This is a genomic window from Paraburkholderia sp. CNPSo 3274, from assembly GCF_024206475.1.
Lineage (GTDB): Bacteria > Pseudomonadota > Gammaproteobacteria > Burkholderiales > Burkholderiaceae > Paraburkholderia.
In genome coordinates this window covers 20,282-47,149 of record NZ_JAMBPR010000008.1, presented here as the reverse complement: position 1 = coordinate 47,149, position 26,868 = coordinate 20,282, and the positions used below count along the sequence as shown (strand labels likewise).

General features: G+C 59.8%; 21 protein-coding genes. 18 read left to right on the top strand and 3 right to left on the bottom strand.

Annotated elements, in window-relative coordinates:
* The first annotated feature begins 13 nt into the window (after positions 1-13).
* Genes brxC through brxL form a run of 4 tightly spaced genes read left to right on the top strand, consistent with a single transcriptional unit; the run spans position 14 to position 11,887 of the window.
* Positions 14-3,646, top strand: coding sequence for a BREX system P-loop protein BrxC (brxC, locus tag M3I54_RS07285; protein WP_254334233.1), 3,633 nt, complete (start codon positions 14-16; stop codon positions 3,644-3,646).
* Between the two features lie 27 nt (positions 3,647-3,673).
* A complete protein-coding gene (pglX, locus tag M3I54_RS07280; protein WP_254334231.1) occupies positions 3,674-7,198 on the top strand; it encodes a BREX-1 system adenine-specific DNA-methyltransferase PglX in 3,525 nt (1,174 codons plus the stop codon).
* The gene (gene pglZ / locus M3I54_RS07275; protein WP_254334229.1) at positions 7,191-9,809 is read left to right on the top strand and encodes a BREX-1 system phosphatase PglZ type A; all 2,619 of its coding nucleotides are present in this window, start codon (positions 7,191-7,193) and stop codon (positions 9,807-9,809) included. The genes pglX and pglZ overlap by 8 nt, the downstream gene beginning before the upstream one ends.
* A gap of 8 nt (positions 9,810-9,817) precedes the next feature.
* Complete coding sequence (gene brxL, locus M3I54_RS07270; RefSeq protein WP_254334227.1) at positions 9,818-11,887, top strand: protease Lon-related BREX system protein BrxL; 2,070 nt, start codon at positions 9,818-9,820, stop codon at positions 11,885-11,887.
* A gap of 450 nt (positions 11,888-12,337) precedes the next feature.
* Here the strand turns inward: brxL and M3I54_RS07265 are convergent, their stop codons facing one another.
* Entirely contained in the window at positions 12,338-13,726 is a 1,389-nt protein-coding gene (locus tag M3I54_RS07265) for an integrase family protein (protein WP_254334225.1), read from the bottom strand.
* 537 nt (positions 13,727-14,263) lie between these two features.
* Here M3I54_RS07265 and M3I54_RS07260 point away from each other — a divergent pair.
* From M3I54_RS07260 to ggt, 10 genes are all read left to right on the top strand, one after another.
* Positions 14,264-14,953, top strand: a complete 690-nt coding sequence (locus tag M3I54_RS07260) for a PAAR domain-containing protein (protein ID WP_254334222.1) — start codon at positions 14,264-14,266, stop codon at positions 14,951-14,953.
* Positions 14,954-15,225: 272 nt separating this feature from the next.
* The gene (locus M3I54_RS07255) at positions 15,226-15,519 is read left to right on the top strand and encodes a hypothetical protein (protein ID WP_254334220.1); all 294 of its coding nucleotides are present in this window, start codon (positions 15,226-15,228) and stop codon (positions 15,517-15,519) included.
* A 121-nt stretch (positions 15,520-15,640) separates the two neighbouring features.
* Complete coding sequence (locus tag M3I54_RS07250) at positions 15,641-16,234, top strand: type VI secretion system amidase effector protein Tae4 (RefSeq protein WP_254334218.1); 594 nt, start codon at positions 15,641-15,643, stop codon at positions 16,232-16,234.
* Positions 16,235-17,223: 989 nt separating this feature from the next.
* Entirely contained in the window at positions 17,224-17,577 is a 354-nt protein-coding gene (locus tag M3I54_RS07245; RefSeq protein WP_254334216.1) for a helix-turn-helix domain-containing protein, read from the top strand.
* 94 nt (positions 17,578-17,671) lie between these two features.
* Entirely contained in the window at positions 17,672-17,896 is a 225-nt protein-coding gene (locus tag M3I54_RS07240) for a SymE family type I addiction module toxin (protein WP_254334214.1), read from the top strand.
* A 100-nt stretch (positions 17,897-17,996) separates the two neighbouring features.
* Positions 17,997-18,785: a GntR family transcriptional regulator gene (locus M3I54_RS07235; RefSeq protein WP_254334212.1), complete on the top strand. Its 789-nt coding sequence runs from the start codon at positions 17,997-17,999 to the stop codon at positions 18,783-18,785.
* A gap of 62 nt (positions 18,786-18,847) precedes the next feature.
* Positions 18,848-19,666 carry an ABC transporter substrate-binding protein gene (locus tag M3I54_RS07230; protein ID WP_254334210.1) on the top strand — a complete coding sequence of 273 codons (819 nt, stop codon included), beginning with the start codon at positions 18,848-18,850 and terminating at the stop codon, positions 19,664-19,666.
* Between the two features lie 15 nt (positions 19,667-19,681).
* Positions 19,682-20,449 (top strand): amino acid ABC transporter permease, encoded by a 768-nt coding sequence (locus M3I54_RS07225; RefSeq protein WP_254334208.1) that lies wholly within the window; start codon positions 19,682-19,684, stop codon positions 20,447-20,449.
* 13 nt (positions 20,450-20,462) lie between these two features.
* Entirely contained in the window at positions 20,463-21,263 is an 801-nt protein-coding gene (locus M3I54_RS07220) for an amino acid ABC transporter ATP-binding protein (RefSeq protein ID WP_254334206.1), read from the top strand.
* 68 nt (positions 21,264-21,331) lie between these two features.
* Positions 21,332-22,924, top strand: a complete 1,593-nt coding sequence (ggt, locus tag M3I54_RS07215) for a gamma-glutamyltransferase (RefSeq protein ID WP_254334204.1) — start codon at positions 21,332-21,334, stop codon at positions 22,922-22,924.
* 45 nt (positions 22,925-22,969) lie between these two features.
* Here ggt and M3I54_RS07210 read toward each other — a convergent pair whose 3' ends face one another.
* The gene (locus M3I54_RS07210; RefSeq protein WP_254334202.1) at positions 22,970-23,416 is read right to left on the bottom strand and encodes an SRPBCC family protein; all 447 of its coding nucleotides are present in this window, start codon (positions 23,414-23,416) and stop codon (positions 22,970-22,972) included.
* A gap of 160 nt (positions 23,417-23,576) precedes the next feature.
* On the opposite strand from M3I54_RS07210, the gene M3I54_RS07205 reads away from it, so the two are divergent.
* A complete protein-coding gene (locus M3I54_RS07205; RefSeq protein WP_254334200.1) occupies positions 23,577-23,870 on the top strand; it encodes a hypothetical protein in 294 nt (97 codons plus the stop codon).
* Between the two features lie 274 nt (positions 23,871-24,144).
* On the opposite strand, the gene M3I54_RS07200 is transcribed toward M3I54_RS07205, so the two are convergent.
* Entirely contained in the window at positions 24,145-24,453 is a 309-nt protein-coding gene (locus tag M3I54_RS07200; RefSeq protein ID WP_254334198.1) for a DUF4148 domain-containing protein, read from the bottom strand.
* A 274-nt stretch (positions 24,454-24,727) separates the two neighbouring features.
* On the opposite strand from M3I54_RS07200, the gene M3I54_RS07195 reads away from it, so the two are divergent.
* Genes M3I54_RS07195 through M3I54_RS07185 form a run of 3 tightly spaced genes read left to right on the top strand, consistent with a single transcriptional unit; the run spans position 24,728 to position 26,647 of the window.
* Positions 24,728-24,982, top strand: coding sequence for a DUF2282 domain-containing protein (locus M3I54_RS07195; protein ID WP_028201731.1), 255 nt, complete (start codon positions 24,728-24,730; stop codon positions 24,980-24,982).
* A 40-nt stretch (positions 24,983-25,022) separates the two neighbouring features.
* Complete coding sequence (locus tag M3I54_RS07190; protein WP_254334196.1) at positions 25,023-25,871, top strand: DUF692 family multinuclear iron-containing protein; 849 nt, start codon at positions 25,023-25,025, stop codon at positions 25,869-25,871.
* Positions 25,868-26,647: a DNA-binding domain-containing protein gene (locus M3I54_RS07185; protein WP_254334194.1), complete on the top strand. Its 780-nt coding sequence runs from the start codon at positions 25,868-25,870 to the stop codon at positions 26,645-26,647. The genes M3I54_RS07190 and M3I54_RS07185 overlap by 4 nt, the downstream gene beginning before the upstream one ends.
* Positions 26,648-26,868: the final 221 nt, after the last annotated feature.

Genomic DNA, 26,868 nt, shown 5'->3' with positions numbered 1-26,868 from the left:
CTTCGAGGGACCGATGAAAATCCAAGAGCTTTTTGTAAAGCCAATTAACCGGCCGATTAACGGCGTCATCAAAGCGGACCAACGCGACGAAGCCAGCGTCTGGCAGGAGTTGGACGAATATGTGACCACCAAAGAGGTCACGCAATACCTGCGCAGTTTCTTCGACGCCTACCTCGCGACAGCAGACCACCCGAACGACCCCAGCATCATTGCTAGGATGGGGGTCTGGGTGTCGGGGTTCTTCGGGTCGGGTAAGTCGCACTTCATTAAGATTTTGTCGTATCTGCTGTCGAACCTCGAAGCGAGCCACCCTGGCGACGAGCCCTCACGTCGAGCGATTGAATTTTTTGATTCAAAAATCAAAGACCCCATGCTTGTGAGCGACATTCGGCGCGCTGTCACGGGCGACACCGATGTGATCTTGTTCAACATTGATGCAAAGGCGGATTCCAAGGGAGATCGCGACGCCATCTTGCAGGTGTTTTTGCGTGTCTTTAACGAAATGCAAGGGCTTTCGGGGGATGCGCCGCATGTGGCCGAGATGGAGCGCTATCTCATCTCCAAGGGCGCTTATGACGTCTTTAAACAAGCCTTCAAGGCTGCGAACGGCAACGACTGGGAGCACGAACGTGACGCGGTGGATTTTCTGCGCGACGATGTGATTGCCGGGCTCAGCCAAGCGTTGGATATGTCGCCGGAGTCGGCAGCGAAATGGTTCGATAACGCGCGCGAATCCTACAAGATCAACATTGAGGGGTTTGCCGCCCTGGTGCGCAAATACTTGGACGCGAAGGGACCCAAGCATCGTATCGTCTTTTTGGTCGATGAAGTGGGGCAGTTCATCGGAAAGAACACCCAATTGATGCTGAACTTGCAGACGATCGTCGAAGAGCTCGGGACGGAGTGCAAGGGGCGGGCGTGGGTGATCGTCACAAGCCAAGAGGACATCGACGCGACCTTGGGTGAAGCCAATCAGGCGCGAACCAATGACTTCTCGAAAATTACCGGTCGCTTTCACACGCGACTGTCCCTGTCCAGCTCGAACACGGACGAGGTCATTTCGCATCGCTTGCTCGAAAAGAAGCCGGAAGCGCGGGCCGAGCTTGAGGCGCTCTGGAAGGAGAAGGGCGACATCATCAATAACCAGGTCTCGTTTGCCGATCATGCGGTGGCCTTTAGGCGCTTTCGCGATGCTGCGGACTTCGCCACTCACTATCCATTCGCCCCTTACCAATTTCAGTTGCTGCAAAAAGTCTTCGAGTCGATACGCAAGGTTGGGGCAACGGGACGGCACTTGGCTCGGGGCGAGCGCTCAATGCTCGACGCGTTTCAAACGGCGGCCAACCGCAACCGCGATGAAGAGACGGATGCACTTGTGCCTCTCTACGACTTCTATCCCGCAATCGAGAGCTTCCTGGATTCCTCGGTCAAGCGCGCTATCGATCAAGCAGAGTCCAATCCGGCGCTCGAGAAGTTCGACGGGAAGCTTCTTCGAACGTTGTTCTTGATCCGCTACGCGGACGCGGTGAAGGGCACAATCGACAACCTCGCGACGCTTTGCTTGAATCGCGTCGACGCGGACAAGCTTGCGTTCAAGCGGGACATTGAGGCTTCGCTTTTGCGGTTGGAGCGGCAAAACCTGGTGAGCCGAAACGGCGACCTGTGGTTTTTCCTGACCAACGAAGAGCGTGACGTCTCACAAGAGGTCAAGTCCGTCAACGTCTCGGAAGCAGAAATCTCTCGGCTGGTTGCCGAGCTCGTGTTTGACGAGATTCTTGCGGGTCAAACGAAGGTTCGACATCGCGAAACGAAGAGCGATTACGAGTTCAACCGGCTGCTCGATAGCGTTCCTTATAAGTTGGCAAATGCCGCGCTCACCTTCGAGGTGATTTCTCCCGTAGGGGTCGACTACGAGATGATGCACGAGGCGCGGTGCATCGGACGGAGCGCTGAGGGCTCCGGTCGGGCTTTGCTGCGCATGAGCAACGACCCTCGGGTCTATGTCGAGCTCAAAACGTATTTGCAGATCGAGAAATACATCGCGCCGAAGGCGGACACGGCGACGGCTTCGCTCAAACGAATTCTCTACGAGCGAAAGGACGAGAACCGTGACCGGCGAGCGCGCCTCCTCGTGCAATTGACGGACATGATGAGCACGGGCGACTTCTATGCGTTGGGGCAGCGACTGTCGGTCAAGCCGCAGTCGCCGCCGGCTGTGCTCGACGAAATGCTGAACTATTTGGTTTCCAACACTTATTCGAAGCTCAGCTACATCAAGGTTCGTCAAACCGATCCGATCGCGGAAATTCGCGCGATTCTCACGGCCGACACGGTTGGCCAGCAACGCATGGCGCTGGGCGGCGAGGACGGCAATGCCTTGGCGTTGGCGGAAATGCGTCAATACCTCGACGTGGTCGCTAAGAGCAGCCGCGTGCTCCTCTCCGACGTCATCGACCGCTTCTCGGGGGTGCCTTGGGGGTGGAAGCCGGAGTGGGAAATTGTCCTGCTCGTGGCTCGACTGTTCATGGCGGGCGAGATCAAGCTCGTGATGGAGGGAGCTGATTTAGACTCCTTGGGGGCGATCGAGCCACTGACGAAAGCGGCCCGCTTTAAAACCGTCTCGATCCTGAAGCGCAAGACGTCGGATGCTCTGACGCGCACCGCCGCGCGTGAGTTGCATCGCGACATGTTTGCGACCATGCCGCCGGAGGAGGAAGACGCGCTCGTCGCGGAGTTCCGCAGCCATCTGACCCAGCTTAAAACGGACCTCGAGCGAGCGAGGGGCAAAGCCGAGCACAAGGATTACCCTGGCGGCACGCAGATTGTGCGGGCATTGATCGCGATCGATCGACAACTCGCGCTGCGCGACCCCTTCGAATTTTTGGACGCGCTCGTGCAGGCTCGCAATGACTGGCAAGATCTGGCCGACGACGTGCATGACGTGCTTGGGTTCTACAAGAACCAGGTTCCCGTCTGGTCTCGCCTGCTCGATGCCCTTGCGAGCTTTTCCGACAACAAGGAGGCATTGCTCAACGTGCCGGAGGCGGCCGCCGCTCTCTCAGAATTGGAGATGATCCACTGCAACCCCGAGCCATACGGGATGATCAGTCGGATTGAAGGGTTGGTTGCGGCGGTGGAGAAGGTGAACGATGCGATCGCGGGCGAGCGGCGTGAGCGCGCGCTTCGCTCGATTGACGAGAAGATTGGCGAGGCGCAGCAGGCACTCGATGCCGCCCAGGCGGACCCGAGTCTGCGCAATGCGGCGCTCAGTCCGCTTCAATCGTTGAAGGCCCAGTTGGCGGGTTTGGTCAGCATTCCGCGCATTCTCTTTTTGCAGGGGCGAGCCGGCGATCTTCTCGACGAAGCGATGGACAAGATCGCGCGCGCAGCCAAGTTCAACGAGACAAGCAAGGCTGCGGTCAAGCCGCTGGCTGATGGCGCACCAGAGGAGGGAAGTGACAAAACGAATGGCGCGAATGGGGCCAGCGCGGCTGTTTCGCTGCGTCCGATCAAAGTTGTGCGTCCTAGCGAGCTGAGCGGCAAAACCTACCTCGAAAGCCCAGACGACGTTGAGAAATTTATTGAAAGCCTCCGCCATGAGCTCCTCTCGGCCATCGCGGCGGGCCACCGCGCGCGTTTGCAGTAACGCCTGGATGCGAGGCTCAACTACCACATGAACAAAGCAAATCTCAAAGCCTATGCGCCTCAGGCGCGCCGCGATTTTCTCTCCGCCGTCACTGCGCGGGCGAATCTATTGGGTATCTCGGCGGCGGGCGCTGCGCCAGCCAGCGTGCGCGGCGACTTGGTCATCATCGAGGGGCGCGAGTGGCCCGCGAAGGTCAATGCGCAACGCGAGAAGCTTCTGCGGCATATTGAGCGTCGCGGCTTCGAGCAAGCAATGGAAGAAGTGGCCTACACCTGGTTCAATCGATTCGCCGCCTTGCGCTTCATGGAGCTCCACGGATACCTCGATCATGGCTGGCGCGTGCTGTCGAGCCGGGATGGCGGGGGGCCCGAAATTCTGCGCAATGCCAGCGACGTGTCGCTGCCCGGGCTGAACAAGCAAACGGCACGCGAGATGCAATTGGCTGGCACACAGGACAACGAGCTCTACAAGCTGTTGCTGGTGGCGCAGTGTAATGACTTGTCGCGATCGATGCCGTTTTTGTTCGAACGCATCGACGACGAGACCGAGCTCTTGCTGCCCGAAAATTTGCTGCGCACCGATTCGATCGTGGCAAAGCTCGTGGAGAGCGTCCCTGAAGAGGATTGGGGGCAGATTGAAGCCGTTGGCTGGCTCTATCAGTTCTACATCAGCGAGAAGAAAGATCAGGTTATCGGCAAGGTGGTGAAGAATGAGGACATCCCGGCCGCAACCCAGTTGTTCACACCCAACTGGATTGTCAAATACCTGGCGCAAAACACGTTGGGGCGCCTATGGGCGGCGGCGAACCCGACCTCAAGCTCGCGGGCCGAGTGGGCGTTTTTGATGGATCCGCCGCAGCAGGCAGAGGAAGTCCAAGCTAGCGTCGACGCTCTGGTGGCTGCGCGCGTTGCCGAAGACGGCGGGCGGCTCAATCCGGAGACCATCAAGTTCATCGATCCCGCGTGTGGGTCGGGGCATATCTTGGTCGAGGCCTATGACCTGTTCAAGGCGATTTATTTAGAGCGCGGATACCGCCCGAGAGACATTCCTCGGCTTATTTTGGAAAAGAACCTCCACGGGATCGATATTGACGATCGCGCAGCCCAGCTGGCGGGCTTCGCGCTCTTGATGAAGGCTCGAGCGGACGACCGTCGACTCTTAGAGAACCCACCACAGCTCAACGTTTTGGCGCTGCACGAAAGCGGTGCACTGGACGTGAATGAGAGCGCCACCCATCTTGCGCCCTTTGGGATTTCAAAGCTGGAAATCGTTGAGATTTCGCGCCTGTTTTTAGGCGCGAAAGTGCATGGCTCCTTGATTCAAATCCCCAGTGAGCTGCATGCCCGATTGGGATCCGTTGCAGCAGGTCTGGGCAAGGCAATGGACAGCGGAGACCTCTATGCGAAGGCATATGCTGAAGATCTCTTACCGCTCATGCGACAAGCGCTCATTCTCGGCAACCGATTCGATGTCGTTGTTGCGAATCCACCATACATGGGGGCGCGCTATTACAGCGGGCAGCTCAAGAAGTTTGTTGAAGCCCACTACAAGGACGCAAAGGGTGACCTTTATGCCTGTTTTATCGCCCGTAACGTGGCCTTCGCGGCACCGGGCGGCGCGGTTGGCATGATTACCATTCCAAATTGGATGTTCTTGTCCACGTTTGAGGGTTTTCGAAGTTGGTTCTTCGACAATGTGGCTATCGAGACCTTTTCGCACAACGGACGTGGGGTGTTTGGGTCGGATTTTGGCAGTTGTGCTTTCACGTTCCGAACGGAGCAGCAGCCCGGCTATCGAGGCGCCTACAAACGCCTTTTCGACAAGCAAGGGAGCGTCGCTTCGAATGGCGAATTGGAGCAAGCGTTCCACACCGCGAAAACGTTTGAGGCCTCCACCGTTGATTTTCGCAAGATCCCGGGCAGTCCCGTTGCCTATTGGATAAGCGACAAGATTCGCAACATCTTCTCGGATAATCCCTCCATGGGCGAATTCGTTGACGCCAGGCAAAGCTTAGCCACGGCGGACAACGATCGCTTTCTGAGGATGTGGCAAGAGGTGAGCTTTGATCGGATCGGTTTCGGAGTCAAGTCGCGCGCCGAAGCAGCTACGTCCGGTAAAAGATGGTTCCCACATCAGAAGGGCGGTGATTTCAAGAAGTGGTATGGAAACCGTGAGTGGGTGGTTAACTGGGAAAACGACGGTGAAGAGATCCGAAACTTTAAGGACGAGAACGGCAAGGTCAAGTCTCGTCCGCAGGGCACGGATTATTACTTTAAGGAGTGCGTAAGCTGGTCTGACGTCACGTCGGCCTCAAATGCCTTTCGCTACGATGGGGTTGGGTTTATACCAAACGTTATCGCACCGGCCATCTTCAAGAAGGATGCCGATTTGCGGTTGTTTTTGCTTATGGGGAATAACGTTTTCTATAACTTTGTGAGTAAGGTGCTCAATCCGACAATTCATTTTCATGTTGGCTATTTTTCCACGCTACCATTCCCAAGGAAACTTGCGGCTATGGATCTTTCTGCGGCGGACGAGTTGATCTCGATCGCTCGCTCTGATTGGGATTCACGCGAAGTGTCGTGGGATTTCGCTGCTTCGCCGCTCGTGAGGAAAAGCCTTGAAGCGAGGACGTTACGAGAGGCTTGGCAAAAATATGCTGCGAATCAGCAGCGAGCGATTGCTCGCACAAAGGAGCTTGAAGAGCTAAACAATGAATTATTTGTAGATGCTTATTCATTGAGGGGTGAACTTCCGACTGAAGTGCCGGAAGAACAGATAACCCTGTCACGCGCAGATCCAGCCGAGAACTGTCGAGAATTTGTGTCCTATGCCGTCGGTTGCATGATGGGGCGATATAGCTTGGGCCGCGATGGGCTGGTGTATGCAGGTGCAGGGAATTCCGGATTCCAACCCGAGCGCTATGAAGCTTTTTCTGCCGACGCGGATGGCATTGTGCCGGCCACTGATATGCCTTGGTTTGAAGACGATTGTGCGCAACGAATCAAGGAATTTGTTTCGATAATATGGGACAGCGATTCCGTTTCGGAAAATATGGACTGGCTATCGAAACATCTCGGCCAGAAGGCTGAGGAGTCGGCGGACGAAACAGTCAGACGGTATTTGGCTGATGAGTTCTACAAGGATCACGTGCAACTGTATAAGCGGCGCCCAATCTACTGGCTATTTTCTAGTGGCCGGCAGGGAGCCTTTAGGGCGCTTGTTTACATGCACCGCTATAATGAAGGGACGCTTTCTCGATTGAGATCCGAGTATGTTGTTCCCCTGTTCTCACGGCTAACGGCTCGATTGGAAATGCTCGAGAGGGACGCGGTAGCCGCAGCATCTACCGCTGTGCGCAACAGGATTCAAAAGCAGATCGACGTGTTGCGGAAGAAACAGACGGAGTTGCTGGCCTATGACGAAAAGCTGCGCCACTACGCCGACATGCGCATAACGATCGACTTGGATGACGGCGTTAAGACCAACTACGCGAAGTTTGGTGATTTGGTCGCGGATGTCAAACTGATCTCCGGTGCCAGTGATGAGTAGCGGACAATTGGCATTCTTCCCGGCGCTGGCCCGGCTCTTTGCCGAGGGGCATTCGCTCGTATTCTGGAACGACACGGACGGGGAGTTCGCCGCGCACGTCGATGAGCTCGATTTGCCTGGCGTTCGCGTGGTCCGGCTCGACCAAGCGTCGGCGTTGCAGGCGAAGATTGCGATCGAACGCGAACGTGGCGCGCAATGGCTCTTTTACGCGCCGTTTGCGGAGCCGGCGCCCTCGGCCGATTGGTTGTTGGACGCCCGATTGCGGGGCAAGGCCTTTAGAGCGGACACCGCCTCCATGCAGTTGGACGAGCTCGGCCTCACCACGCAGGCGCTTCGCGGCCATCTGAAACGGCGCGCAAAGTTTCTGCGCGCTCGTGATCGCCTGGATCGATTGAAGCGTTGGACGGAGCCAGCCGACGCGGCGGACGACCTTGATCGCAAAATGCTCGCTGTGGCCGTTCGCGCCGAGACGCCGGAGACGTCGAGCATCTTTCTGAAAGTGTTTGCGAGCCTCGCGAACGAAGGGGGCGACTTGGACGCCACCCCCAGGGCGCTTGCAGAAATTGAATCGAACGAGCTGTCGGACGCGTTTTGGGCGCTGACGGAGCGGGAGTTCGGATACCGGGAGGCGACGCCCGACGCGCACAGCCTGCGAAGCCTTCTCTACGCGATTTTCGCGACTGATTTTTGCAACAACGTCCATTCAACTCCGGCGCCGTTGCAGCATTTGCTTATTCGCGAACGCGCCCTTGCGGCCCATTCGACGGTCTTTGCGAACCGCTGGCGCTCGGACATGGCCAACTATGGAAGCTACGACGCTCTTTCGGCGATCGTCTCCGATGACCTGCGGGTGGTGGATCTGATTCGCCCGATGGGCGCCGAAGATCTGATCGACTCGATGACGTTCGAAGATGTCGAAAAGCGCGTCATTGCGGATCTCAAGTCGCGCATCATCGCGGGCGGCGGCGCGAACATGGACTCCGTTCGCGCGCTCATTGCCCGGCGGCGCGACGGCCACTGGGCCAACCCTCTGCTGGCGGGCGCGAACGACTCGACGCGAGCGCTTGCGGCGAGCTACGACGCGTTGGAAGCGGCCGCCGGCTTCTTCGAGTTGCAGGCGGCGCATGCCGCAGGGTTCAGCTTCCCCGATGCGTCGACCGCTTTTCGCGCCTACCGGTCCGATATTTTCCGGTTCGACCAGCTGTATCGGTGGTTTATGCGAGCGACGGAATCAGTCGAGCCGATGGGGTGGGCGCTCCTGCACGAGCTGCGCGATCGGATGGAGGACGCCTATTCGGGGTGGTTCATTGGGCAGTTGGCATCAGCCTGGGCGTCAGTGATTGAAGGCGATGGTGGCTTGCTGAACACCTGGACGCTGCCCGACGTGGTCAATCAGCAGGCGTTTTATTCTCGGATGGTCCAGCCCGAATTCGACAACGCCAAGCGGGTCTTTGTGATCATTTCCGACGCGTTCCGCTACGAGGCGGCCGAGGAGCTCACGCGCGACCTCAATTCGCGCAATCGAGTGAAGGCGCGACTCGACGCGATGCTCGGCGTGTTGCCGAGCTACACAACGCTTGGGATGGCGAGTCTCTTGCCGCACGAACGCCTGGCCTACAAGTCGAATGCCAACTTGGACGTGATGGTGGACGCGAAGCCGTCGGCCACGCTCGAACAGCGCTCGGCCATTCTCGCGCAGCACGACGGCGTGGCCATTGGCCGCGACGAACTGATGGAGAAAGGCAAAGAGCGCGGTCGCGAGTTCGTCAAGCCGCACCGGCTGGTCTACATTTACCATGATCGCATCGACGCGATCGGCGACAAGCGCGCGACCGAGACGAAGGCCTTTGAGGCGACGGCTCAGACGATCAAAGAACTGGCCGACACGGTCAACTTCATCGTCAATAGCCTCAATGGTTCGACGGTGCTCGTGACAGCGGACCATGGCTTTTTGTATCAGGAGTCGGCGCTCGAAGAGGCGGACCGCTCCGTGCTTGGTGCCGAACCCGAGGGCGCCATCAAGTCGAAGAAGCGCTACATTCTCGGCCGCGGCATGGGGAGCACGCCCAAGGCATGGTGCGGTTCCACCGAGCGGACGGCCGGCACGGACTCGGGTGAGGGGAGCATCGACTTTTGGGCGCCGAAAGCCGCCGGGCGTTTTCACTTTTCAGGTGGCGCTCGGTTTGTGCACGGCAGCGCGATGCCGCAGGAGATCGCCGTTCCGGTCGTTGTGGTCAAGGAAAGCGAGTCCGAGAAGGTCCGCACGAAGTCAGTGGAAGTGAGTCCTCTGGGGTCGAGCAACCGTGTGGTGACGAACAAACAGCGTTTCGAGTTCATTCAAAATGAGGCCATCTCGGAGCGCGTGCTGCCTGTCACGTTAATATTCTCTATTCGAGACGGCGACACGCCGGTGAGCGACGAGCAGACGATCACGTTCGACAGCGCCTCGCCGCTGCTCGACGAGCGCAAGCGCTCGGTGATGCTCACGATCCAGGCCGGCTCGCACGATCGGACGAAAGACTACTTTCTCGTGGCGCGCGACGCGAAGACGAAAGCCGAGGCGTGGCGCGTGCCGGTGCGGATTGACTTGGCGTTCAGCAACGATTTTTAGAGAGAGCAATGGCAGAACCAAGCTCACAGCCCCTGGTGGACAAGGCGACCGTGGATACGGTTGGCGATCGCTCGCTCGACACCTTGCTGAACGCGAACTTCGCGGGGCGGGTGGTGCGCAAGGACCTCACGAAGCTGATTAAAGAGGGTGCGAACGTCCCGGTCTACGTGCTCGAATACCTGTTGGGAATGTATTGCGCCTCCGACGATCCGGAGACGATTCGCGTTGGGCTCGACGGCGTCAAGCGCATCCTGGCCGAGAACTACGTGCGGCCCGACGAGGCCGAGAAGGTCAAGAGCAGGATTCGCGAGCTCGGGTCGTTCAAGGTGATCGACAAGGTCACCGTGAAGCTCAACGAAAGCCGCGACGCGTACGAGGCGCTGCTCTCGAACCTCGGCATCAAGAACGCGGAGGTGCCGGATCACTACGTTCGCCAATACGAGAAACTGCTCGTCGGCGGGATCTGGTGCATCGTGACGCTGCGCTACTACTTTGAGGAAAATCAGAGGTCGTCGCCGTTCGCCGTGGCTGACTTGAAGCCAATTCAAATGCCCAGCCTCGACATGGAGGAGTTGTTTTCGGCGAGGAAGAACTTCACGGAAGAGCAATGGATCGACACGTTGCTGCGCTCGACGGGGATGGAGCCCACATGCTTCAAGGAGCGGGTCAAATGGCACCTCCTGGCCCGCATGGTCCCTCTGGTGGAAAACAACTACAACCTTTGCGAGCTCGGGCCGCGTGGCACGGGGAAAAGCCACATCTACAAGGAAATCAGCCCGAATTCGATCCTCGTCTCTGGCGGGCAGACCACAGTGGCCAACTTGTTCTACAACATGAGCGCCCGCAAAGTCGGGCTGGTGGGGTTATGGGACGTCGTGGCCTTCGACGAGGTCGCGGGCATCAGCTTCAAAGACCAAGACGGCGTCCAGATCATGAAGGACTACATGGCCTCCGGTTCGTTCAGCCGAGGCCGCGATTCGGTCAACGCGAGCGCGTCCATGGTCTTCGTGGGCAACATCAATCAAAGCATCGAGTCGCTAGTTAAGACGAGCCATCTGCTCGCGCCGTTCCCGGATGCAATGATTGACTCCGCCTTCTTCGACCGCTTTCATGCGTATGTGCCCGGTTGGGAAATCCCCAAGATGCGGCCGGAGTTTTTCACGAACCAATACGGGTTGATTGTCGATTACTTGGCGGAGTGGGTGCGCGAAATGCGCAAGCGAAGCTTTGCCGACGCGATCGACAAGTGGTTCAAGCTCGGCAACAACCTTAATCAGCGCGACACCATTGCCGTCCGTCGCACGGTCTCGGGCCTGCTCAAACTGATTTGCCCCAATGGCGAATACGAGAAGGAGACGGTGCGCCGCTGTCTCGAATACGCCTTGGAGACGCGTCGACGGGTCAAGGAGCAGTTGAAAAAGATCGGCGGCATGGAGTTCTACGACGTTCACTTCTCCTACATCGATCTCGAGGACATGCAGGAGCGGTTTGTCGCTGTGCCCGAGCAGACCGGCGGCGGCATCATTCCGGAGGGGCGCCTGCAACCTGGCGTGTTGCACACCATCGCCATGGCCCAGGCCGAAATGCCCGGAGTCTACCGAATGGAGGTTCAGGCGTTGGCCGGCAGTGGAAAGCTATCAGTGTCTGGCTCGCTGTCGCGAGAGCATGTTCGCGTGGCGTTCGACTACTTCAAAGCCAACGCCAACCGTGTCAGCGTCTCGATTCATCCGACGGAACGCGACTTTCACCTGCACCTAGTCGAGCTCCAAAACGCGGGCGCCCCGGACGCGGTGACGCTCGCGAGCTTCATTGCGTTTTGCTCGGCGGCGCTCGCCAAGCCACTGCAGAGCCAGTTGGCGGTGATGGGCGACATGACCTTGGGCGGCACGATCGCCCAGGCGCGAAATCTTGCAGAGAGCCTGCAAGTAGCATTCGATGCCGGCGCAAAGCGGATCTTGCTGCCGATGTCCAGCGTGACCGACATCCCATCGGTCCCCGGAGAGCTATTTGCGAAGTTCCAAACAAGCTTTTACTCGGACCCCGTCGATGCGGTTTTCAAGGCGCTAGGCGTCGAGTGAATCATTCAGCTGCCTCCTGATCTTTCCGACGATGCCCGGAGTCAGGAGCCCGGCGCGCTGCTGCCGTAATCCATGCCGTGTGTCGACACGACGGATGGAAGGCACTATGCCGGGAAAGCATGAGTTCGGCAGCCAATTGCAGTTGGGGGCACTTTTGGGGGCATCCGTTCTTTGGAGTTCGGTCGATCATTCGGTGTATTGTGGTCGGGAGTTCGATCCTCAACTTTGCAAGTGCGCCGAACAATCCGGGGAGCACCTTTTGGCGAAAACGTGTATGCGCAGATGTTCGCTTGATCCTAGAGTTGCCGCGTAGGCGGCGGGAATTCAACCCACCGCCTAACACTTGGCGCTATTTGAGCGACGACGATTGCAGAAGGCGCCGATATCCGCCGTTGTTAGCTTGACAGCTAGGGCCGGCCGCTTGCGCGCAGGTGAACGCTCTACATGGCATTACTTACGCGACTCAAACTCGATCCGGGCTTGCTCTAACATCCACGCCTCAATTTTGTCATGCCACATTCGCAGAAGATCAAGAGGGCGGCGTCGGTAATGTTTCTCGGCGATTGCCGAGGGCTTATGTCCTTGGATTTGGGCGACGACGCCAACAGGAACCTCGACCCACTCTGAAAGCGTACCGAACGATCGGCGCAGACCGTGGAGCGAGACATGTGGCAAGCCTGTCGGCGCCAACGCGCGATTATGCGCATGACGCGGCTCTGCAATCTTCCCATCTGACGCAGTCTTGCTGGCGAATACCCACTCGGACGGCTCCCACTCCTCGCCCCGTTGTGTGAGACGCGCGCGCTGGCGTTTGTTAGGACAGGTTTCGTTCAGTCGCTTTAGATTCAGCAATAGGCTCGCCAAATACGGAGTGAGCGGAATAGTTCGACCGCCGGTACCTTCGACTTTGTCGTTCATCGTCAGACTCCGCCACCGAAAGTCCACGTCACCCCAGCGCAATGCGGCTAGCTCTTCCCGCCGGGCTCCCGTGATCAGAAGGCCTTGAAGGTATGCGCTGATGACTGGATTCGCGATGCCACGTACCGCGCTAAACCAAACGGACAGCTGTTCTCGCTGCAGGCAGTCGTCCTTCGCGGCGCTGCGAGGGAGGATGCCCTTGACCTTGGGCGATGCGTAGGTGTCGTGCGGGATGATGCCTGCGTACGTCTCGTGTGTGTCACACCAGCGAATGAAGGCTTTAAAAAGACCGAAGGCGTGAGCCGCATTTGTCGGTCCTCGCGGGATTTCGCCCTCGAGCCATTTGGCCATGCTCGTGGCTGTGATTTCCGACATCTTGCGCTTCATGAGGGGCGCCAACGGGCCCCGTACCTTTTCTTTGCCGCCGCGTTTGGCGATGCCGCCGCCCGGCGAGGAAAGGTTTATGTGGTCGATGATGTACCTTTCCGATCGAGGTTTTTTCGTCTTCGGGGAAATCTTCGTGCGAAGGTGCTCGAGGTACTGTTTCCATGCTTCGCCGACCGTCACGTCTTGACGTTTCTTGGCTGTCTGCCGCGCTTCGTGCGCTGCCTTCTGCTCGGCCTCATGTTCCCGCGGATCGATGCCGCTGTCGATTAGCGTCTGGAGGCTTCGCGCTCGTTCCTGCGCTCGATCGATCGTCCAACTCCTCGGGTCGCCGATCGTGATCCGTACGGTCGAACCATGCATCTTGCTTTGGAAAATGTAAGACTTCGCTCCGGCAACCGTGGCCCGCAAGCCGAGCCCGGGAGTCTTGCTGTCCCAAAGAAACGACTGCTCTATGAGGTTTCCCTTTTCGGTGAATCTGCCGGGTTCGCAGCGATGCGCTTCCACACGAGCCGCCGTGAAATTGACCTTCGCCATCCAACCTCCTCGTTGTGTGGGCGGCGTGTAACCGACCATGTAACCCGCCATGTAACCAAATTATGAGGCAGTGGAGGTATATCGATCAACGCCAATGTGCAGTTGATCGGAGAATTTTCCTTGTAATACAATGGATTATGAATTGTGCTCAATCTCAATCCATCTCAAGAAATGTCGACTTGTTCGTATTCGCAATGCGAAGGTCGGGAGTTCGATCCTCCTCCGCGCTTCGTGCGACAGCGTGAATGGTGACGGCACGCTTAATGGAGGACCTCCGTCGAAGCCATTCCGCCACACCCGAAAGAGTGGCGAACCCCGTCGTGCAACCCGACGGAATTAACGAATATCAATCCGCATACACCAGCCGGTGTCCTCCGGATCATAGGCAGCGTGTAGCCCTATTTTTTCAGACGTATCCGATTTCATCTCCACGTTTTCGGCCTGACGATCATTTGATCGGGCGAAACATTTCGCCCGTCTAGACACCGGTCGCAAAGCCGGGCCGGCCGTTTTCGCCAACATCGTGGAGCCACGGAAATGTCGGAACAGGAAAAACGCAATGGCACGTTGTACACATTCGCAACCATCGGCGCACGCACCGAGCGCGGCGGCTACATCACGCACGCGAGTTCAGGTCTTGTCATTTGCGGATTTAGAGCCGCACTAGTGTCAGATGTCGTCACCTATAACGATGGTAGCGAAGCGGCAATCATCGACGGTGCGGGCGCGTTGTTTGTCGATGACGGAAAGTCCGCCGCGCTGGTCGGCAGTCACCTCAGCAACGGCGATCGCATCGTGTTCACACCATGGGAGGATGAAATATCCGGCCTGTTTGTTCCCGAAGGTGAAAAGCCCGCAGGCCTATTCGATCCGTTCTACTTGCCGCCGTCGCCCAAGCCATGCTGGCGGTTCGCGCTATACGGCTCCGCCACCGCACGCGGCGGGGTCCTGCGCGAGCCCGGAGGCAAATGGCGCAGCAATGGCGAAGACATAAGGATCGCGCAAATCGGCGATCTGATTTGTTATCCGGACGCTACCACCGCACGCATTACGAGCGGCCTCGTTCTTAGAGAAAATCGCGGGTTTGCACAACTCGCCTACGTCGGCAGCACGCTCGATAACGGCGGCACCATCACGCATAGCCCCGAGCGCGACGGCGGCGCCCATCCCGACACCTACGAACCCGTGACGGAAGCCCTGATCAAGCGCGAGAGTGAACGCGCATGATTCGCTATTTTCTCGCGAGGGGAGACCGCGCGGGGAGCGCGGTGATTACTCAGGGGCTAGATGACTGCACCTGTTCCAATCCGCCGCCAAGCGTTCAGATCGCGACGCTTGGTATGTCGACGTACTGTTCCGCGTGCAAACAGGAAGGCTACATTGCTCCACGCGGGCCGCGCTGGCCGGGCACTGCATCAAACGGAAAGCCGTGGGCACTTAGCGGCGATATCAACATATGCGGTTGCGAACCGTCGCCCGTGTTCTACGCGGAGCGCGGAATGAGCATGACGTTCACCGGGGAACAAGCGGCGGCACTGACTGGCAAAGGCTCTGTCCGCACATCGAGCGCCGCCACATCGATATTGGATTGCGACGAACAGGTGCGCGCGGTTATGGCTCGTGCCTCGCTCGCCGGGTATCCCTACTACATCGAAACGGACTCCGGCGGCGCGTACAGCGGCCGCGTTGATTCGAGCGGGCTTCTTCCCCGCATCGCTACCAGGGAAGCAGAGCGGTACACGGTCTATTGGGGCGACGAAGCACTGGCGAAACAGGCAGATCGAGACGGGTAAGCGGAAGGAGTCGCGATGAGCATCTACTATGCGGTACGCGAAGGCGATCTGCTCGACCACGGCTGCGATACCTACACGATTCATGGTGCGACGAAGCCCTGAGATACGAGGAGTGGAAGTAATGCCGAATAAGAAAACACACGTACAGACGAATTCGACGCCGGGATCGATAAAGGAGGTGCAGCTGAGGGCCGTCTCATTCCAAGAGCTTTGGTCAGCGTATCCGGATGAGGAAGATCCATTCCGCGATTCAAAGACCGGCGAGGTGCCGCCATATGCCGACAATCAATGTGCGATTCGACTAAGCATTACGTTGCACAATGTAGGTGTTGAGATGAAGTCCTTCCTCGGCGAAGGACAGATCCGCATCGATGGCAAGCGTACGGCGCTACGTGCTAGCGAAATGGCGCACTGGCTAAAGCTGAAACCCTTCGCCGGTCTTCCGACGCCGGAGGACATCACGCGGAGCGACTGGCAAGAAAAAATTCGGGGCCGTACGGGGATTGTATTTTTTTCGGTATATTGGGCGCGTAAAACTGACAAGAATGGTCGAACAACGGGAGATCATATTGATCTATGGAACGGGAAAAAGCTGACGTCCCCAGGTATGGAGGGTCGTGTGAATTCCTTCATGCGCTTTACCCTGGGTGTATCTTCCGCGTGGTATGCAGACTTGGGAAAGGCTAAGCAAATTCTCTTTTGGGAAATCAAGTGAAGCGTGTCGCCCTATCGATCGTTTACCTGTCTGTCGGACTTCTATTGTCATGGCAGTCAGCGTTGTGGTTCAGTAAATTGTCGCGGCAACTATCACTGCCACTATTTAGTACCAGTTGGCACGAGTGTTGGGATATCGAGCACTGCAACGTGTCGGCTTGGGGCTACATAGCTATTGCCGCATTCGTTGTTGGGCCTGGCTTGCTATGGGCTATCGCTGGATTCAAAGAAGCTAATGCCGTTGCATCCTCACGCGTCACCTCGATAGCCCTGCGCGCCACTTTCACGGTCCTTTATTACTTTGGTTTTTACGCCGCGGTGTGGCCTTGACAGTGACACAGTTCGTCAGTTGATCATGGCTTGGAGGCAAAAGATATCTTCTTTTGGGGGGGCAATTGACAAGGTGTCTCGTTAGCCTTGTGGGGTTCTTCTCTGGATTCGCCTTAACGTGGGTGTGTCTACATGTCTTGAAGTATTTCCATTGGACTATGCACCCGAATGCTGTGGCTACCGGTTGCCACGAACTCGGAAAATGCGCTGCCCCTTGGTGGGTCTCGCCCTTTCTCATCACCTATCTACTGGCACCAGCGATTTCTCTTGCCATTCTCAATGCAGTAGCGTGGAAGAGATGGCCCGCACGCAAATGGACAGGTGGGACCTGCATTGTGATGGTGATGTCGATCACACTGTATGCGTTGGATTTCGTCGCGTAACCAGCATCGCCGGTGTTGACCTCTGCGCTTCAGGCAACCTGCCCAGTAGAGGGCGAGCCGTGCAGTAACGGGAACCGTACGCACAATGTGCTTTCATTCAAGAGCGGATCTGCGATCTGACGCACATCATCGATCTGTCTTGAGTCAAACAAATATAAAAAGAAAATTTTGATAAGCGAAATCCAGTATTTCGCACTCCTATTCTCTATAGAATGACCTAACCAATCATCCTTATATATTCGGCGTTGGCTATTACGCTCGTCCGCGAGGCCCGAACATGAAAGATGAACAATTCTTCCGCGAACTCGGGGAGCGCATTGCCAGCGCGCGCAAAGCGCACGGCCTGACCCAACAGCAATTGGCCGAAGCACTCGGCATCGCCCAGCAAACGCTTGCTCATTACGAAGGTGGGCGTTCGCGCGTTCCAGCGTCCATGTTGCCCACGCTAGCGGAGCTGTTGATGTTCACTGCCGATGAGTTGTTGGGCAAGCCGCTCGGCGTGCCGGTGGCCGGGTACAGATCAATGTCTGTCCTACAACGTCAGATCGCCGCAATCGAACAACTCCCCAAGCCCAAACAGCAGTTTGTCTCACAAATGTTGGAAACCGTGCTAGCACAGGCACGGAAGTAGAAGGAGTCTCAATGCAGTAAGCGAAGCGCGGGCCATGAGTGTTACCAGCACTCACAGCCCGCTGACCAAAACCAACTCAACACAGGAGTTGACCATGGCTGACGCCAATCTTAATGCATCGCACGCACATCCCGAGCGCCGCGTAACCATCCAGGAGTCCTGGCGGTACCGCAGGTCCAGCTCGCGGGCAAGAAATGACCCGCCGCTTTACCCCTGGCTCAAGCTATCCGGCCGATGGCTCGAAGTCGCAGGCTTTGAAGCGGGCCAGCGCGTCCGAATCACTGTGGAAGACAAGAAGCTGGTGATCACCCCGGATTGATCCACCCGTCAGACCAAAGCCCGCAAGCCACAAAGAAGGCCACGAACCCACAGGGTTCGTGGCCTTCACGCCTTCTACAGCCACACTCCGCAAATCTTTTTTGAAAGACTGGATCCACAAATCCACTTGGAGTAATCTGCCCCAACGACTCAGCAACCGCAATGGCATCCTTCCGCACCGCACAAAACGGATCAAGCGCACAAAAATGCCTGCCACCAACGTCCGCAGCACTGCCGGTCTGGCCTTAACCGCCGAGGAGGAGGCCTACCGCTTCCTGCTGGAAGCGATCATCGAAGGCCGCTACGCTGCAGGGCAGCGCATCGTCGCCGAGACGGTTGCCGAAGAACTCTCAATGAGCCGCATGCCAGTGCGAGCGGCGTTAAAAAGACTGCACACAGAAGGCCTGATCATCCAGCGCCCAAACCGCGGCGCAATCGTCCGCGGCTTGACCGTGGAAGAAGTCCAGGACATCTTCGACATGCGCATCGCGCTCGAATGCCTGGCCATGCGCGTAGCCGCCCCCCGCTGCACCGAAGCGCATCTCACCAAGCTCCAACGTCTGCTGGAAGACATGGACGCCTGCGTAGGCGACACAGATACCTGGGTCCAACGCCACTGCGCGTTCCACGAATACCTGTGCGAAATCAGTGGCCGCACGCGCCTCTACCAGCAGATTCACTCGCTCTACACGCTGATCGAAGGCCCCATGCGCCTATGGATCGAGCAAGCGACCTTCAGACGCAAACGCGCGCGCGACGCCCACCAGATCCTCATCGACGCGCTGCGCACCCGCGACCCCGCGCAAGCCGAGCAGGCGCTGCGCGAGCACCTCGAATCAACCGTTCCCCAGATCATCAAGTTCCTAGAATCGCCCGCGTCACAAGCGTAACGCGTCGGCGTCCTAACTGTCGTCGTACCTCACGCAGCTCACATTCAGCCAGGAGCCTCTCGATGTCAGCAAAACAGTTCAAGCGTCTTCGTCTCGCCGCCTGTGCAGGCTTCGCGCTTCTCGCGCAGGTTGCCGGCGCTTCCGCGGCGCAGGCCGCCGATCTGGGTCTCGTGAAAGGCGGTACGCTCACCTACTGTTCGAGCATGGATGCGCCGCCGCTCGCGTCCTACGACGAGAATCAGCAGCCGCGCGGCTTCTCCGTCGATGTGGCGCATGACGTCGCAAAGCAGCTCGGCAATCTCAAGGTCGAGTGGAAGGTCATGTCGTTCAGCGGGCAAATTCCGGCGCTGCAGGCGCGTCAATGCGATCTCGTGATCGGCCAGCTCTTCGACAAGCCCGAGCGCCGCCAGATCGTCGACATCGTCGACTACATGTATTCGAGCCAGTCCATCATGGTGCCGCGCGGCAACCCGCGCCACGTGCGCTCGCTCGACGATCTTTCGGGCATGAAGGTCGCGGTACTCAACGGCACGACCATCAGCACGCTGCTCGACAAGGAGAACGAGAAGCTCAAAACTGCAGGCAAGCCGCCCATGAACATCGTTGTCTATAGTTCGGATGCCGATGCATTTCAGGCATTCCGCTTGAATCAGGTCGACGCCTACGGTACCACCGCGGAAAGCGCCGCGCATTTCCAGCAGGTCTCGGGCGACATGTTCGAGGAGGCGGTGCCGGGCTTCAATCGCATTGCGACCGGCATTGGCGCGCGCAAGGGCGAGCCGCTTTCGCCAGCGGTGGCGAAGGCCGTGGCCGATCTCGTCAAGAGCGATCGCTACGGCAAGATGCTCGCGACCTGGAAGCTCGAAAACGATCGCCTGTGAGCGCGGGGTGACGCCATGAATTTCAGTTGGGAAATCTTCCGGAAATTCCTGCTGGACCCGAGCCCGGCGTATCTGCACGGGTTGTGGCTCACGTTCTCGATCAGCGCCTGCGCGGTCGTGTTCGGTGCCACGCTCGGTCTGATCGTTGCGCTCATGCGGCTTTCGTCGAGTTTGCCCGTGCAGTATCTCGCGCGCGGCTATATCTGGGTCATGCGCGGCACGCCGTTGCTCATGCAGATCGTGTTTCTGTACACCGCGTTTGCCGCGGCGAACATTTTTCACTTTCACGATCTCGACTTCGGCATCATCTCGCTGCCCGGCAACATTCAGGCAGCCGTGCTTGCGCTCGGCATGAATTCGGCGGCCTATCAGGCGGAGATCATTCGCGCGGGTTTGAGTTCGGTGGATCGTGGGCAGTATGAAGCGTCGCGCTCGCTCGGCATGTCTTCCGTGCTGCTCATGCGCCGTGTCGTGCTGCCGCAAGCGTTCCGTGTCATCGTGCCGCCGCTCGGCAACGAGTTCAACGTCATGCTCAAGAACACCACGCTCGTGAGCGTGATCGGCGTGCCGGAACTGCTGCTCAGCACGCAGATGATCACCTCGGTGAACTTCCGCGTGTTCGAGTTGTATCTCGTGCTCGGCATCTACTTCCTCGCGCTCACGACGCTTTGGGGTTTCGTGCAGCGGCAGCTCGAAGCGCACTTCGGCCGTGGCGAGGCGAAGCCGGCTGCGAATACGCGTCTGTTCGGCGCGCAAACGATGAAACTGCTGCGGGGGCGTTGACATGAGCGTTGACATGAACGAAGCACGCGAAATCGTCATCGAGGCGTCGGACATTCACAAGTCGTTCGGCTCGACCAAGGTGCTCAACGGCATTTCGTTGAGCGTCGCGAAGGGGGAAGTGGTGGTGCTGATCGGCTCGTCGGGGTCGGGCAAGACCACGTTCATCCGCTGCCTCAATCTGCTCGAGTCGTACGACAGCGGGCGGGTGCGCGTGAACGGCCATCTGCTCGGCTTTGTCGAGCGCCCGAACGGCACGCTGGCGCGCGATTCCGCACGTCGGCTCGCCCGGCAGCGCCGCGATATCGGCATGGTGTTCCAGCGCTTCAATCTGTTTCCACACATGACGGCGCTCGAGAACGTGATCGAGGCGCCTATTCATGTGCTGAAGATGCCGCGCGAAGAGGCGATCGAGCAGGCAAAAGCGCTGATCGCCCGCGTAGGACTTGCCGATCGCGCCGACCACTATCCGTCGCAGCTTTCCGGCGGCCAGCAGCAACGCATCGCCATCGCCCGCGCACTTGCCATGCAGCCGAAAGTTCTGCTCTTCGACGAGCCCACCAGCGCGCTTGATCCGGAAACCGTGGGCGAAGTGCTGCAGGTGATGAAGGAGCTTGCGGAAGACGGCATGACGATGGTCGTCGTCACGCACGAAATGGGCTTTGCTCGCGAGGTGGCCGATCGCGTGGTCGTGCTCGACCAGGGCGAGTTGATCGAAGAGGGACCGCCCGAGCGCATCTTCACCGCGCCTTCGCATCCGCGCACGCAGACGTTCTTGAAGCGTACGTTGCGAACTGCCATGCCTGCATCTGCGTAGGTAGTAGCCGCAATGCTGCGTCACTTGAAATAACACATCGTCAGGACACCAAAGAGGAGAACGCTTCGATGCGTAACTTCGAAACGCCGGGCCGCTCGCTCGTCATGGCTCGCAACGGCATGGCGGCGACTTCGCACCCGAGCGCCACGCTCGCCGCCGTCCAGATTCTCGCCGCCGGCGGCAACGCCATGGATGCCGCGATTGCCGCGTGCGCGGTGCAGTGCGTGGTCGAACCCGGTTCGACGGGCATAGGCGGCGACTGTTTCGCGCTCTATTCGCGCGGCGGCACGGATGACGTGATCGCCTACGACGGCTCCGGCTGGGCCCCCGATGCCGCAAGCGCCGAGCGTCTGCGCGCCATGGGCGTGGAAACCATCACGCGTCACTCGCCGCACGCCGTCACGGTGCCGGGCGCGGTGGACGCATGGACCACGCTCCATCGCGATCACGGCCACTTGCCGCTGCGCGACGTACTGGCTCCGGCAATCCGCTTCGCTGAAGAAGGCTATGCGGTCGCGCCGCGCACCGCGCACGACTGGGCTGCGGAAGTGGAAACGCTTTCGCGCGACGCCGTAGCGCGCACAACCATGCTCGTGGATGGCGCTGCGCCGCGCGCGGGCACGACTCACCGTCAGCCACGCCTCGCGAACACGCTGCGCGCCATCGCCGAATCGGGCCGCGATGCGTTCTATCGCGGTGCCGTTGCGGCCGATCTCGTCGCGCAACTTCAGGCGCATGGCGGCTTGCACACACTGGAAGATTTCGCCGAATTCCGCGGCGAATACGTCACACCGATTCGCGCGAAATTCCGCGGCTACGACGTGATCGAATGCCCGCCGGCAGGGCAGGGCGTCATCGCGCTGCTGTTGCTCCGCCTGCTCGACAAATACGACGCCGAAGGCAGCCCGCTCGACCCCGACCGTCTACATCGCGAGATCGAGGCGGCGAAGCTCGCCTACGCAGTACGCGACGCCGTGCTGGGCGACCCGCGGCATGGCAGCGTCGATGTCGATCGCCTCCTTTCCGACGACTATGTGGACAGCCTGCGCAGCCGCATCGACCTCGAAAGCGTCCTGGACCCCGCCGCCGCGCTCACCCAGGTCGAGCACCGCGATACGGTCTACATCACCGTAGTCGATCGCGACCGCAACTGCGTGAGCTTCATCAATTCGTTGTTCTATCCTTTCGGCAGCGGGCTGATGGGCAAGGAATCCGGCGTGATGCTGCACAACCGCGGCATGAGCTTCTCGGTCGAGCCAGGACACCCCAACGCGATTGCGCCGCACAAGCGTCCGCTGCACACCATCATTCCCGGGATGGTCGCGTGCGACGGCCGCGTGCAGATGAGCTTCGGCGTGATGGGCGGCCACTATCAGGCCATGGGCCACGCGCACTTCCTCTCGAAGGTGCTGCATTACGGCCTCGACATGCAGGCGGCGATGGATCTGCCGCGTGTCTTTCCGCGGCCAGGCACGGGAACCGTGGAAATGGAATCGACATTGCCCGCCACCACGCGCGCGGTGCTCGCGGATCGCGGCTTTAAGCTCGTGCCTGCTGCTGGGCCGATTGGCGGTTCGCAGGCTATCCGCATCGACTGGGAGCGGGGTGTATTGACCGGCGCGTCCGATCATCGCAAGGACGGCTGCGCACTCGGGTGTTGAAGCAGCACGCGGTGAAAAGAAAGGGGCGCGAGCGCCCCTTTTTCTTTACTGGTTGATTTCGGCTTCGACGAGCTTCGCGAGCAACGCCAGCGACTCCTGCCAGCCCAGATAACACGCCTCGACCGGAATGATCTCCGGTATGCCTTCCTGCACGACAGTCATTTCCGCGCCGAAAAACACCGCGCGCAGCTCCACCGTCGTCTGCATGGTGCCGGGCAGGTGCTCATCCTCGAACACACCGGTGTATCGCAAACGCTCGTTCGGCACGAGTTCGAGATATTCGCCGCCGAACGAATGACCGTGGCCGGCCGTGAAATTCTTGAACGACATCCGGTAACGGCCGCCGACCTTCGCGTCGAGTTCATGAACGGTGCAGGTGAAGCCGTTGGGCGGCAGCCATTTCACGACCGCGCTGGCGTCGAGAAAGGCGCGATAAATGCGCTCGGGCGGCGCGCGCAGCACACGATGCAGGCGGACGGTGTTCGATGCCATGTCTAAGCTCCCAGGGTGGTGGATCGCCCTGCAATAGTAGGCCACCCGCCCGGGACCCATCGCCTAAACTTCCCAATACCGAATCAATACCGAACACCTGGCCGCATACCCATTGGCCGGATAGCCCGCAGCCGCTCACCCGCGGCACCCGGAGGTCACCATGAGCGCTCAGCCGCTTGCGATGCATCAGGTCGACTACGAAGGCTTCGAGATTCACGTTAGCGCTACGCCAACCGACGAAGGCGCGAACCGCTACACCTACACGGCTTACGTTTGCCATCCCGGCGCGAATCCAGCGAAGCCGGGCCACACGGTCACTTATCACGCGGACGGCGACGAAACCTGGCGCAGCGAGCAGGACGCCACCGAAGAGGCGGTGCATGTGGGCCGCAGCATCATCGACGGCACGCACCCCGATCTTTCCGTGCTCTCGCTCGTCACCCACGGCTTTTAGGCCCTGCGAGCGCGCCGCCTGCGCGCGCGGCCCGCGCTAAAAAGCGGGCCGCATGCGTCGCGAGAGGGAGGGAGGAAAAAGGCCCGGACCGTAGTCCGGGCAAAGCCACCGGATTTCCGGCGGCGGAGGTTTTCGTGGGCGTGCCGCTTACTTCTGCCGCGCGCGTTGCACGCGCGGCGCAGAAATGCACGGCGGGCCCGCTCTCTCCCAATCGGGAGAGCGGGCCCGCCAGGCGTTGCTCGCGTAGTGCGCCGGCACTACGTGTGAGCCGCGATTACTGGCCGAAGTAGGTCGGCTTGATGTTCGGTGCGCGGGTGCCGGCTTGGGCGCTGCCGTTCGTCGATGCGCCGTAGGCCGTGGCTTCTGCTGCGCCGTTTTGCTGGGCGACGCGCGCCTGGGCAGCCTGCAGGTCTTCCGGATAGTACGGGCTCGACAGGTTCGGGCGGTAGCCGGCCTTTTCGAGCTGAACCAGTTCGGCGCGAACTTGAGCGCGCGTCACGGGCGCTTGTTCGGCTTGTGCGAACGACAGGGCCGGAGCGGCGAGCACGGTAGCGGCGAGTGCAGCAGCAATCAGATTCTTCATGGTAACAACCTCCGAAAATTATGTTGTCGATCCGTAACAATCGTGTTGTTCGAACCGTTGATGACACTTTATTGCAGTGCTCTTCAAAGAAAAATACCGCGATTCAGCAAACATCATTACTGATATTGCAATAATTCCGTCGATCTGCGGCGCTTCGGACGGGCCGGGTGCGGCCCGGTGAGGCAAAATAGGGCGTCGAAGGCCGCGCGTTGCGACGGCTGCGTATCCCGATCGCTTACTGCGAAACCCATTTCGAAATTCAAGGAGAAACGCCATGAAGAACTCTCTCGGCCGCCAGGCGCTGATCGCCGCCGCACTCGCGGGTCTTGCGACGGCCGGCGCGGGCGTGGCCCAGGCGGACGACACCGTGAATTGCTACGGCGTCGCCAAGGCCGGCCAGAACGACTGTTCGAGCAAGACCGGCGTGCACGACTGCGCGGGCCAGGCCAAGGTCGATCACGACAAGGGCGACTTCAAGACCATGCCGAAGGGCACGTGCGAGAAGCTTGGCGGCATGCCGGAAAAATGAGCCTCGCGGCTGAGGCGGCGCGCAACGCGGGACGCGCAAGATGAGCGCGCCAGATGCACTGAGTGGCGTGGGCATTGGCCTGCGTCACGCGCATTACGAGGCCTTCATGGCGGGGCCGCCTGCGGTCGACTGGATCGAAGTCCACAGCGAGAACTACTTCGGCGAAGGCGGTTACGACCTGCACGTGCTCGAAACCGTGCGCCGCGATTTGCCGGTGAGCCTGCACGGCGTGGGGCTCGGGCTCGGCTCGGCTGCGCCGCTCGATACGGCGCATCTCGCGAGGCTCGCGCGGCTGGTGGCGCGCATCGAGCCTGCTGTTGTCTCCGAGCATCTCTGCTGGGGCGCGAGCGCGCAAGGCGCGCTGCACGATCTGCTGCCGATGCCGCTCACGCAAGCCTCGCTCGATCACTTGAGCGCGCGCGTCTCGCAGATGCAGGACGCGCTGCGCCGTACCGTGCTGATCGAAAATGTTTCGACCTACGTACGATTTCGCAACGATAGCTACGGCGAGGCCGAATTCCTCGCCGCGCTCGCGCAGCGCACGGGCTGCGGCGTGCTTCTCGACGTGAACAATCTTTACGTGAATCAATGCAACCACGGTGAGGATGCACTGGCGGCCATGGCCATGCTGCCGCCGCAGATCGTCGGAGAGATTCATCTGGCGGGGCATCGCGCGACGCCCGCTGCCGTGATCGACGATCACGGTTCGCGCGTCGCGCCGGCGGTCTGGTCGCTGTTCGAGGCCGCGCTCGAGCGCTTTGGCGCGACGCCCACGCTCATCGAGTGGGACACGGCGGTGCCGGCGCTCGAAGTGCTGCTCGACGAGGCGCGTCTCGCGCGCGAACGCTTCGCGAAGCACGCGCGCAACGCAACCGAGCTGCGCTCATGACAGTGCGCAACACGCTCGAAGCGACGCAACAGGCGTTCACCGCAGCACTGGACGATCCCAGGGGCGATGCGGCGCTCGCTCGCGAGCTGCTTCCCGCCGATGCCGCGCTGCTGCACGAGCGCATGGGCCTGTATCGCGGCAACGCTCGCGTGGCGCGGCGGCTTGCGCTCGCGAACGCGTATCCGGTGCTCGCGGCCCTGACCGGCGAGACCTGGTTCGACGCACTCGCGCTAGCCTATGCGCGCGCGCATCCTTCGCGCGATGCCGATCTGAACCGCTTCGGCGCGCAACTGCCCGAATTCATCGAGCGTTACGAGACCGACGCACGTTATGCGTATTTCGGCGATGTCGCGCGACTCGAATGGGCGCTGCACGTAGCCAGCTACGCAGCGAACGCCACGCCTATCAACGCGCAGCAATGGCAAGCGCTCGGCGCAGAGCGCCTTGCGCGAGCGCGTCTCGCGGTGCACCCCGCCTGCGCCGCGCTCGCTTTACGCTTCGATGCCGTGGCGATCTGGCGGGCACACCAGCCGGGCGGCGTCTGGCCTGCGCGTGTGGATGTGCCGTCGTGGGCGCTCGTGGTCCGGCCGCAATGGCGGCCCACGGCGCTCGTGCACACGCACGCCGCGCACGCGGCGATTGTGGCGCTGCGCGACGGCGCCACGCTCGACAACGCGCTTGCGCAAGCGTTCGACATCGACCCGGCTTTCGACTTCGGCCGCCAGTGGCGAGCGTGGATCGAGGCGCGCGCCATCGTTGGCGTGCGCGACAACTGACCACGCCGCATGACAAGCGCATACGCAGACTCGCCATAAAGCAGAGGAATCCAGACTAACAAAACGCACGCCTCTCGAAACGCACTTTATTCAGGAGAATAGGGCGAAAAATCGAGCCGCGCCCCAAACGCCACCCTCGACCGGACTTGCCCGCATAGCCACGCCTGATGCGGCATGCGAGGATGAATGCATACGCACAACATGCGCCCGCCGGCCGTTAT